The 9841-nt window shown below is 69.4% G+C and carries 6 protein-coding genes, 1 tRNA gene and 1 pseudogene; 3 read left to right on the top strand and 5 right to left on the bottom strand.

The window, feature by feature from the left end; all coding sequences use genetic code 11:
• The first annotated feature begins 96 nt into the window (after positions 1 to 96).
• Together VLF18_RS18430 and VLF18_RS23185 are read left to right on the top strand one after the other, a co-directional pair.
• Positions 97 to 183, top strand: a tRNA-Leu gene (locus tag VLF18_RS18430).
• Between the two features lie 278 nt (positions 184 to 461).
• A pseudogene (locus VLF18_RS23185) lies at positions 462 to 581 on the top strand (Arm DNA-binding domain-containing protein); the annotation flags it as partial.
• A 171-nt stretch (positions 582 to 752) separates the two neighbouring features.
• Here VLF18_RS23185 and VLF18_RS18425 read toward each other — a convergent pair.
• Genes VLF18_RS18425 through VLF18_RS18410 form a run of 4 tightly spaced genes read right to left on the bottom strand, consistent with a single transcriptional unit; the run spans position 753 to position 7421 of the window.
• A complete protein-coding gene (locus tag VLF18_RS18425) occupies positions 753 to 2660 on the bottom strand; it encodes a TonB-dependent receptor (protein ID WP_325281087.1) in 1908 nt (635 codons plus the stop codon).
• Positions 2657 to 3601: a diguanylate cyclase domain-containing protein gene (locus VLF18_RS18420; protein ID WP_325281086.1), complete on the bottom strand. Its 945-nt coding sequence runs from the start codon at positions 3599 to 3601 to the stop codon at positions 2657 to 2659. Before VLF18_RS18420 ends, VLF18_RS18425 begins: the two co-directional genes overlap by 4 nt.
• A complete protein-coding gene (locus VLF18_RS18415; protein WP_325281085.1) occupies positions 3598 to 6777 on the bottom strand; it encodes a hybrid sensor histidine kinase/response regulator in 3180 nt (1059 codons plus the stop codon). The genes VLF18_RS18420 and VLF18_RS18415 overlap by 4 nt, the downstream gene beginning before the upstream one ends.
• Positions 6774 to 7421, bottom strand: coding sequence for a hypothetical protein (locus VLF18_RS18410; RefSeq protein ID WP_325281084.1), 648 nt, complete (start codon positions 7419 to 7421; stop codon positions 6774 to 6776). Before VLF18_RS18410 ends, VLF18_RS18415 begins: the two co-directional genes overlap by 4 nt.
• Before the next feature lie 137 nt (positions 7422 to 7558).
• On the opposite strand from VLF18_RS18410, the gene VLF18_RS18405 reads away from it, so the two are divergent.
• Positions 7559 to 8236 (top strand): response regulator, encoded by a 678-nt coding sequence (locus tag VLF18_RS18405; RefSeq protein ID WP_325281088.1) that lies wholly within the window; start codon positions 7559 to 7561, stop codon positions 8234 to 8236.
• A gap of 18 nt (positions 8237 to 8254) precedes the next feature.
• On the opposite strand, the gene VLF18_RS18400 is transcribed toward VLF18_RS18405, so the two are convergent.
• On the bottom strand, positions 8255 to 9841 hold a 1587-nt coding region (locus tag VLF18_RS18400; RefSeq protein WP_325281083.1), incomplete at its 5' end, for a hypothetical protein.

Genomic DNA, 9841 nt, shown 5'->3' with positions numbered 1-9841 from the left:
ATGCGCAGCCCACCCGCACGCCGCTTCACCCCCGAACACTTTCCGCTATACTCGCCGCCCCTACCGCATCGGCTTCCCCGCCGATGCAACACCAGTGCCGGTGTGGCGGAATTGGTAGACGCGGCAGACTCAAAATCTGTTTCTGGCGACAGAGTGGGGGTTCGATTCCCTCCACCGGCACCATCAAGACGTTCGACGAAGTCCGAAAACGTCCTGAAACCTGCGTAAAACCTCACTTTCCTCCTCTTCAATCGTCCACGAGCGTCCGTCCCTGCTCGGGGGTAGCCGCGTTCGCGTGGGGGTAAGCTGGGACAGCTGCCTGACGGTTGCCCGCATGCCCCTGACCGACACCAAGGCGCGCAAGACACAGCCTTCCGACCGCTCGAGGAAGCTGTTCGATGGCGAAGGTTTATACCTGTTGATAAATCCCAACGGTTCCCGGTAGTGGCGCCCCAAGTACCGTGGCCGGCAGGGAGAAGCTCCTCAGCCCCGGCGTTTATACCGAGATCTCGCTGAAGGCAGCGCGGGAGCGCCGCGACGAACTGCGCAAGCAACTACAGGCCGGCACAGACCCAGGCCAGAACCATCGCGCGGAGTCCGAGTGTTGCGGGGCGGTGCAGATCATCCGGTACGCGTCGGGCTTTCGATCGTCGCCTGGCGCAAGCGCTTCACAGTGCGCACGTGCGAAAGCCATCCGGCACATGGCGGCGGTTCTGCCGCGTGGCACCGTCGGCGCATCCAAAAGCCGCCGCTCACCGCTGCCACCCAATCTCCACCGACCACATCCTTGCCCCGTAATCAAAAATCAACGGCGCATTCGGCTGCGGCCGATTCTGCACATACGTGATGTCGGCATTCGTCGCGTTGCGCACGGCCAGTCGCAGGCTCAGTCCACGTATCGCGGCAAACCGATGCTCCGCCGACAGGTTCACGGCGCTGTAGCCGGCGACTTCGTTCGGCGGCGTTGTCGTGCGCGCGCCGACGCGGTTCCAGTTCGCGCCGAGCGTCCAGCGTTCGCTCGGCGTGTAGATGACGCCGAGGTTCGCGAGCACGTCGGGCGTGCCGAATGCGGTGCGCGGCGGCGGCACGGTGCCGCCGGGGGTTGGCACCTGGTGGCTGGTTTCGATGCGGGAGACGTTGGCGTTGAGGCGCCACGCGTCGGCGAGGCGCAGGCTGCCTTCGAGTTCGATGCCGCGGGAGCTCAGATAACCGGCGTTGCGGAAGCCGCTGCCGGGCGGGCCGGCCGGCGTCAGGAAATCGCTGAGCAGCGCGTGGTAGGCGGTCGCACGGAATACGCTGTATTGGCGGCGGTGGACCCAGGTCAGTTCGCTGGTGCGCACGCTTTCGAAATCGAGATTGGTATTGCGCACGCCGCTGTCGTACAGCTCGACCATGATCGGCGTGCGGAAGCCTTCGCCGTACTGCGCCTTGAGCGTGTTCGTGCCGCTCACGCGCCAGACGGCGCCGATGCGCGGGGTCACGCGCGCGGTGACGTCGGAAAAGCTGTCGTAGCGCAGACCGCCGGTGAGGCTGAGCTTGTCGTTCCAGTCGAACTGGTCCTGCACGAGCACCGAATACGACGACAGTGTGGTGCTGACGCTGGCGGGACGGCGTCCCGGCGGCGGCGGCGCGTTCGGCGGCGGGGCCATGACGGGCAGCGTTGCGCGCTCGATGTCGAGATCGTTGAACGCGACTTCGGCCAGCACGCGATGGCGGCCGAACAGCCAGCTGGCGTCGCTGCCGAATTCGCGGCGGTCGGCGGTGAAGGATTGTCCGTTGGCGTAGTCGGCATCGGACCAGCGCGTCCACAGGCCGACGCGGTCGTCGTCGCCGAAATGCCAGTCGTAGCGGGCTTCGAGTGCTTTCGTGTGCTCGCGCGGCGTGCGCAGCGTCGGCGTCGGCGATCCCGCGGCGAACGCGAGTCGCTGCTGGTTGCGCGCGAGGCCGGCGGCCTTCAGCGCGAATCCGCCGCGCGCGACGCGCAGCGTGCCGTAGTTGCGCTCTTCGTCGGCAGGCCCGCGGCCGGGCGCGTCGTAGCGTTCACTGGTTTCGCGCGCGAGATCGAGCTGCCAGGTCCAGTCGCCGCGGCCCGACAGGGTTCCGCCGACCAGGCGTTCGCCGCCGGCGCCGAATCCGGCGAACGCGCCGGTGCGATCGGCGCGGGTCACGATGTTGACGAGTCCGTTCAACGCGAAGTCGCCGAACACGACGGAACCCGGGCCGCGTATCACTTCGACGCGGTCGACGAGGTTCAGCGGCATCAGCAGGGTCGCGGAGTTCTGCGCGGCGACGGGATAGGACGTGTCCAGCCCGTCGACCAATATCTTCACGTTTCCAGAATTGAAGAATGCGTCAATGCCGCGGACGCGCAGCGTGGCCGCGCCGTTCGGATCGCGGTTGACTTCGATGCCGGGCAGCAGCGCGACGGCGTCGAGGACGGTCCGCGCGCCGAGTGCGCGCGCTTCGTCGGCCGACAGCACGCTGACGATGCCGGGCACGAAGTCGGCGTTCTCGCGCGTGCGCGTGGCCACTTCCGTTTCCTCGGCGAGCAGTTGCAGCAGTGCCTGCCGTTCCGCTTCGTCGCCGCCCTGTGCGCCGTCCTGCGCCCACGCGGCGCCGGTCGCGGCCAAGGCAACCCATAGCACACCGTGCCGGATCATGATGGTTCTTCCCCCTGCAACACGCGGACGGCCGCCCCGTCGGCTCCCGCGATGACGCACCGATTGCGTCCTCCGCGCTTCGCTTCATACAGCAAGCGGTCGGCGCTTTCCAGAAGGTCGCGTCCGTCGCGGCCGGCCGGTGCACGCTCGATCGCACCGATGCTGATGCTGACGCGCGTCGACGTGCCGGAGCGCGCATGCGGCAGATCGAGATCGCGCACGGCGGCGAGCAGCCGCTGCGCGTGCATCGCGGCATCGCCGTCGGGTGCGTCGGCCAGAATGGCGACGAATTCCTCGCCGCCGTAGCGCGCGGTGAGGTCGCCCGGATGCCCGCAGGCGGCGTGCAGCGCGGCGGCGACGCGCCGCAGGCAGTCGTCGCCGGGGCCGTGGCCGTAGTGGTCGTTGTAGTCCTTGAAGTGATCGATATCGATGAGCAGCAGGCGCAGGACGAGGCCGTGTTCGTAGGCGCGCGCGGCGCGGCGCAGCCATTCCTCGTCGAAGCGCCGGCGGTTGGCGATGCCGGTCAGGCCGTCGATCAGCGCGCGCTGCTCCAGCAGGTCGCGCTGGCGCTTGAGTTCGAGGTGCGTGCGCACGCGCGCCCGCACGATGGCCGGGCTCACGGGCTTGGTGATGTAGTCGACGGCGCCGGCGTCGAAGCCGCGTTCTTCTTCGCCGATCTCGTCGCGCGCGGTCACGAAGATAACCGGTATTTCGCGCGTGGCCGGTTCGGCCTTGAGCCGGCGCAGCAGCTCGAAGCCATCGAGCCCCGGCATGACGACGTCGAGCAGGATCAGGTCGACCGCGTGGCGCGCAACCAGCGCGAGCGCGCGCTCGCCGTCGGTCGCGAAGCGCAGGTCGTAGGCGCCCTGCAGGGCTTCGGCGAGCACGCGCACGTTCGCGGGTTCGTCGTCGATGATCAGCACGGAAGGCCGCGTCGTCATGACACGCTCCCGGCCGGCGCGAGCGTGCGGCACCAGCGCAGCGCGGCGGCGTAGTCGAGCTGGTCGACGGCATCCTGCAGCACCGACAAGTGCTCGCGGCCGGCGGCATCGAGCCTCTGCGTGAGTCGCGCGAGCGTCGTCGCGGCGTCGAGGCTGCCGCCTTCGAGTTCGGCGATCAGTTGCGGCCAGAGGCCGTCGTTGTCGTCGCCAGGTGATGCCGCTGGCTCGACAGTGGCCGCCGGCTGCGGCAGGTCGGCGCTGGCGAGTTCTTCGAGCGCCAGCGCGAGTTCGGCGAGCAGGCGATCGACGGGATCGGACTGGCGCAGCGCGGTTTCGAGCGCGGTCGCCGCGGCGGCGACGCGCTGCGCGCACAGCGTGGCGGCGGCGCCTTTGACGGTGTGGGCGAGATCCTGCGCGGCGACGCCGTTGCCCTGTGCGAGGGCGGCGCCGATGCGCTCGGCGGCGTCCGCGTGCCGGCTGCGGAAATCGGCGAGCAGGCGCCAGAGCAGGTCGCGCTTGCCGTTGACGCGCTCGAGCGCGGCGGCCAGATCGACGCCGGCGACCGCTTCGGCGGCGGATACGGCAAACGTCGGGCGTTGCGACGGCTGCGTGTCGTGGATCTCGTGCGGCAGCCACGCGGCGAGCGTGCGCAGCAGGCGTGATTCCTCGATCGGCTTGGACAGGTAGTCGTCCATGCCGGCGTCGAGGAATCGCTTGCGGTCGCTCGCGAGCGCATGCGCGGTCAACGCGATCACCGGAATCTTCGCGAGGCGCGGATCGCGCTTGAGCCGCCGCGTCGCTTCCATGCCGTCCATCTCGGGCATCTGTACGTCCATGAGCACGACATCGTAAGGCGTCAGTTCGAGGCGCTGCAGCGCTTCGAGGCCGTTGCCGGCGCAGTCGACGGCGAGTCCGGCGTCGCGCAGCAGTTCCTGCGCGACCTGCCGGTTGATCGGGTTGTCCTCGACCAGCAGCACTCTGCCGCCTTGTGGAAAGCGGTACACGGTGCCGGGCGCCGTGCCGAGCGCGCCCATGCGCAGGCCGCGCGTGGCGCCGAGCGCCTGCAGCGCGGCGTCGTGCAGGGTCGACGGGCTGATCGGCTTGTGCAGAAATACGTCGACGCCGGCGCGCTCGGCGGCCTGCATCAGCGTGCTGTCGCCGTAGGCGGTCGCCATGACGACGCCGGGTTTGCGCAGGCCGCGCCGGCTCAGTTCCGACAATGCGGCGAGTCCGTCCATGCCCGGCAGCTTCCAGTCGAGCAGCAGCAGGTCGAACGGCGGCTGCGCGGCGCTCATGCGCGCGAGCGCGGTTTCGGCCGACTCGGCCAGCGAGACCTCGAAGCGCAGCGATTCGAGCATGGTGCCGAAGACCTCGCGCGTGGTCGCGTTGTCGTCGACGACGAGCGCGCGCAGGCCGGCGACGGGCCGGTCGGCCGGTTCGGCGGTGCTGCCGATGCCGAGCGGCACTTCGAACCAGAACGTGCTGCCGCGACCGCGTTCGCTGTCGCAACCCATGCGGCCGTCCATCAGTTCGACGAGGCGTTTGCAGATGGCGAGGCCGAGGCCGGCACCGCCGTGGCGGCGCGTGTCGGACGCGTCGACCTGCGAAAACGGCTGGAACAGCCGCGCGAGATCCTCGCGCGAGATGCCCGGGCCGCTGTCGTGCACGGCGCAGCGCAGGACGATCCGCCCGATCGCGTCGGCAGGTTTCACGCCGATCTCGACGAGCACTTCGCCGCGCGCGGTGAATTTGACGGCGTTGGTCACGAGGTTGATCAGGATCTGCTGCAGGCGCAGCGAATCGCCGAGCAGCGCGCGCGGCACGTCGGGCCCGATCGCGAACAGCACTTCGAGATGTTTCTCGCGCGCGCGCTCGCCGACGAGCGCGGACAGATCCGTCACGACCTGATCGAGATCGAACGGCTCGCGCGCGAGGTCGAGCCGGCCGGCTTCGATGCGCGACAGGTCGAGCACGTCGTCGATGATGCCGAGCAGCAGCCGCGCGGATGCCTGCAGCTGGCCGAGCAGTCCGCGCTGGCGCGGGTCGAGCATGGTCTTGCCGAGCAGCGTCGCCATGCCGATGACGGCGTTCATCGGCGTGCGGATTTCGTGGCTCATGTTGGCCAGGAACTGGCTCTTGGCGCGGTTGGCGGATTCGGCCTGGTCTTTCGCCTCGCCGAGTTCGCGCTCGAACCGGCGCTGCGCGGTGACGTCGCGCGCGATGCCGTCGGCGCCGAGGAATGCGCCGTGCTCGTCGTGCAGCGGCACTTCCGACAGTTCGATGCGGTGGATCGCGCCGGCGGCGTCGCGGACTTCGATTTCGTAGTTGCACGCGATGCGCGAGGCGCCGGTTTCGAAGCGTTCCCAGGCGGCGCGATTGAGCGGCGCGGCGGTCAGCAGTTCCTCTTCGCGCTCGCGATAGTCCTGCGGCGCGAAGCCGAGCACGCGCCGCACCGAATCGCTGACCGAGGTCAGCCGGCCGCCGGCGTCGCGTCCGTAGACGAAATAACTGTCGAGCTGGTCGACGAGCCGCCGGAATTTCAGCTCGTGCTCGGCGAGCGCGTGCTCGGCCTGCCGGCTGCGCTCGCGCTGGCGTTCGAGCATGGCGGTGACCCAGGCGAGCGCCGCGCCGAGCACGCCGAGCAGCAGCGCGACGAACAGGCCCTGGGCATAGAGCTGGCGCCGCACGTCGGCGCTGAACGCGCGGAACAGCGCGGGGCTGACGGCGAAATGCGCGACGCCGAGCAGTTCGGCGGTGTCGGCGTGATACAGCGCGACGTCGACGCGGAAGGCGTCGGCATGCGCGCCGTCGATCGCGCGGTCGAGGCTGCCGCGCGGCGCGTCGGTCGCGTCGTAGTCGAGTTCGAGGCCGATGCCGGCGAAGAACGGTTCGTTGCTCTGGCCGTCGCGCAGCAGCAGGAGCTGGTCGAGCGCTTCGCTCAGGCGGCGCGGGCGCTCGGCGGCATCGCCGCGCGACAGCGCCTCGGACAGCAGCACGGCCTGCGACTGGGCCAGCACCTGGGCCTGCTCGGCAGCGGCCTGCTGCAGGCGCGGCTGAAGCAGCACATTCCAATAGATCACAAGTGCGCTTTCGAGAATCAGCGCGAGCGCGAGGAAGGCCAGCCCGATGACGACGGGAATCCGGCGTGTCGTACCGCGGTTCGGCGCGGCGCTCATCGGTGCACCTTCGCGACCTGGACGAAGAAGGGCTTGAGTTCGATGCCGGCCGCTTCGAGCGTCGTCAGATTGAGGAACGGCTGGACCTTGGCCTCGACCGCGAGCCCGGCCGGTATGCCGCGCTCGACGTCGCCTTCGAACGGCGAATAGACGATGACGTGGTTGGCGATGCTCCAGCGCACGAGCGCATCGATCTCGGCCGACGACAGGCGCGTGGCGAGGAACACGGCGGCGGGCAGCGGCGGCGCGTCGCCGGGCAGGATCGCACTGGTCACGCGGTCGACCGGCAGGTCGCGGATCCGCGCGGCGTCCGGCGATGCGGCAGGCGCGATCAGGTCGCCGACTTCGGCGGCGCTGCGCGCGTCGGTGGAATAGATCAGCAGGCGCAGCCGGCCGGCCGTCGCCTTGCGGTCGAGCGCGACGTCGGGGGCGAGCAGCGACCGGAATACACGCGCGCCGGCGCGAACGCGGCGCTCGTCCGTGCTGTCGGCGGAAACCGACACGGTCGCACAGGCCAGCCCGACGACGATCAGCCAGGCCACCGCCGGCACCGGCAGATGCCGCAGCAGCCCGCGCCAGCCGAAGCGGCCCTGCGCGCGGGAGGCGCGGTGCGGCGGATCGGATGGCGTCGAAGAATCGGGCATGGATCGGATCTGGCAGCGACGAGGGACGGCGTGGCATCGTGTCATCGGGGATCGTGGGTGACAATCGTGGAGAAACTAAGGAGGACGTCACGGTGAAGGGGGCGGCAGCATCGAATGAACGCGATTCGGCGCGTCGGATATTGATCGTCGAGGACGAGCCGAGCCTCGCCACGCTGCTGGCCGATACGGTCGCTGCAGAAGGCTACGACCCGAGCGTGCTGGCCGAAGGCCGCGGCGTGGTCGACTGGGTGCGCCGCAACACGCCTGCGGTCGTGCTGCTCGATCTGAATCTGCCGGACCAGGACGGCTTCGGCATATGCCGCGACATTCGCGCATTTTCCAATGTTCCACTGATCATGATCACGGCGCGCGTGGAGGAGATGGACCGGCTGCGCGGGCTGGAGATCGGCGCCGACGATTACATCTGCAAGCCGTTCCGCCCGCGCGAGGTGCTGGCGCGCGTGCGTGCCCTGCTCCGCCGCGCGGTCGACTGGCGCGAGGACCGGCCGGCGGGCGTGCTGAGCCTCGACGAGACGCGATTCGAGGCACACTGGAAAGGCGTCGCGCTGGATCTGACGCCGGTCGAATTCCGCTTGCTGCAGGCACTCGGTCACCGTCCGGGCCGCGTGCTGTCGCGCGCGCAGCTGCTCGATGCGATCTACGCCGACGACCGTGTCGTCAGCGACCGCACGGTCGACAGCCACATCAAGAATCTGCGCAAGAAGATCGCCGACTGCAGCGGCGGCGACGACCCGCTGTGGTCGGTCTACGGCGTCGGCTACAAGCTGGAACTCGGCGGCGTGCGCAGCGCCTGAAACACCGCGCCGGACGGCTTACGGCCCGGAGCCGACGATCGCGCCGAGATCGAGCAGCATGACGTCGGTGTCGTCGCGCGCGACGATCGGCAGCACCGCGCGCGTCGCGGCGCGATCGAGCGCGAGACCGCCTTCGGGCAGCGCCCATTCGACCTTGCGCAGCAGCCGCGGCGGCGTGCCGTCCCAGGGCTGCACGAACAGCTGCGGCTTCATGTCTTCGCCGCTGTAGAGGTAGTAGAGGCCGGTCGGGTCGACGCGCCAGGCGCTCATGTTCCAGAACTGCACGTTGCTGTTGACGCGCTCTTCGGTGCCGCTGGCCAGATCGAGCGAATACAGGCCGCCTTCGCCCATATTGGCGAAATACAGTTTTCCATTCCCCGCGCCGTCGCTGACGCTGTAGGCCGAAGATTCGGACAGCCGCCGGCTCGTGCGCTTGGCCAGGTCGCGCTGCCAGATGTGCCAGGCGCCGTCGCGGTCGGACACATAGAAGATGCTGTGGCCGTCCCAGGAATAGCTGCCGTAGCGAACGTTGTCGCCCTCGTCGCTTTCCAGGCGCGTCTGGCCCGAGTCGACTTCGACCGAATAGAGCCGGCTCTGGCCGTTGCCGCGCGCGACGTAGAGCACGCGGCGGCCGTTGGGCGACCAGTTCGGCGCGCTGAGCTCGGCGTTGCGGTGGTGCGTGATCTGGTACGAGGTGCGCGCGCCAGGCTCGGACAGCCAGAGCTGCGAATCGCCGCCGCGGTTGGAGACGAACACGAGGCGGTCGTCGTTCGGCGCGAACGCAGGCCAGGATTCGCTGCGCGTCGACGACGCGATGCCCTCGCCCGCCGCGTCGACGGCCGCGTCGAAGCGAAAGCTCTGCAGGTTCACATCGGCGTTGTCCTGCTGGAACACGGCAAGGCCGCGACCGCGGCTGACCGCGGGATAGCTGCCGCCGGCGATGCCGAGATTCGCGAGATCGCCGGACTCGGTGTCGAGCAGATAGAGGCTCTGCATGCCGCCGTGATCGGAGGACAGCAGGATGTGGCGATTGTCGGGCAGCCAGTCATAGCCGCGTAGGCGCGCGCGCAGACGCGTGAGCTGGCGCGCGGCGCCGCCGCTCGCGGCGACGACGAAGATGTCGCTGTAGGGAACCGCGCCGCGGCGAAACGCAATGCGCGTGCCGTCGGGCGATGCGCGCGGCTGGATGTCGGGCTGTCCGGGATCGCGCTGGTAGTCGAGCGGCGTGACCTGGCCGTCCTCGAGCGCGAGCACGTGCAGGCTCTTCGCGGTTTCCGCACGCGTCTTGCCGTCGCGCTCGGGCAACTGCCGGTAGCGCGAGATCAGCAGCGCGCGGCCGTCGCGGGTCCAGTCGAAATAGTCGATGAAATGCGGCTCGCAGCTCGTGGCTTCGCGCTCGCGGCCGCCGAGCGCAGCCACGACGACGATACGGCATTCGTCGCCGCGCAGGCGCACGAACGCGATCTGCGTGCCGTCGGGCGACCAGACCGGATAGGTTTCCTCGCTCGCTTCGCTGCGGCTGAGCCGGATCGGCGGCGAGCCGGACAGGCCGCGCAGATAGATGTGCGGTCCTTCGTCGCCGGGATAGCGCGCGGTGTAGGCGAC

The sequence above is a fragment of the Tahibacter sp. genome, assembly GCF_035481375.1.
GTDB lineage: Bacteria > Pseudomonadota > Gammaproteobacteria > Xanthomonadales > Rhodanobacteraceae > Tahibacter.
This window is presented reverse-complemented; position numbering and strand designations above follow the sequence as displayed.

Excerpts from the sequence above, each read along its gene's own strand:
- VLF18_RS18415 (WP_325281085.1), bottom strand. The coding sequence starts at position 6,777 with ATGAGCGCCGCGCCGAACCGCGGTACGACACGCCGGATTCCCGTCGTC.
- VLF18_RS18410 (WP_325281084.1), bottom strand. The coding sequence starts at position 7,421 with ATGCCCGATTCTTCGACGCCATCCGATCCGCCGCACCGCGCCTCCCGC.
- VLF18_RS18425 (WP_325281087.1), bottom strand. The coding sequence starts at position 2,660 with ATGATCCGGCACGGTGTGCTATGGGTTGCCTTGGCCGCGACCGGCGCC.
- VLF18_RS18420 (WP_325281086.1), bottom strand. The coding sequence starts at position 3,601 with ATGACGACGCGGCCTTCCGTGCTGATCATCGACGACGAACCCGCGAAC.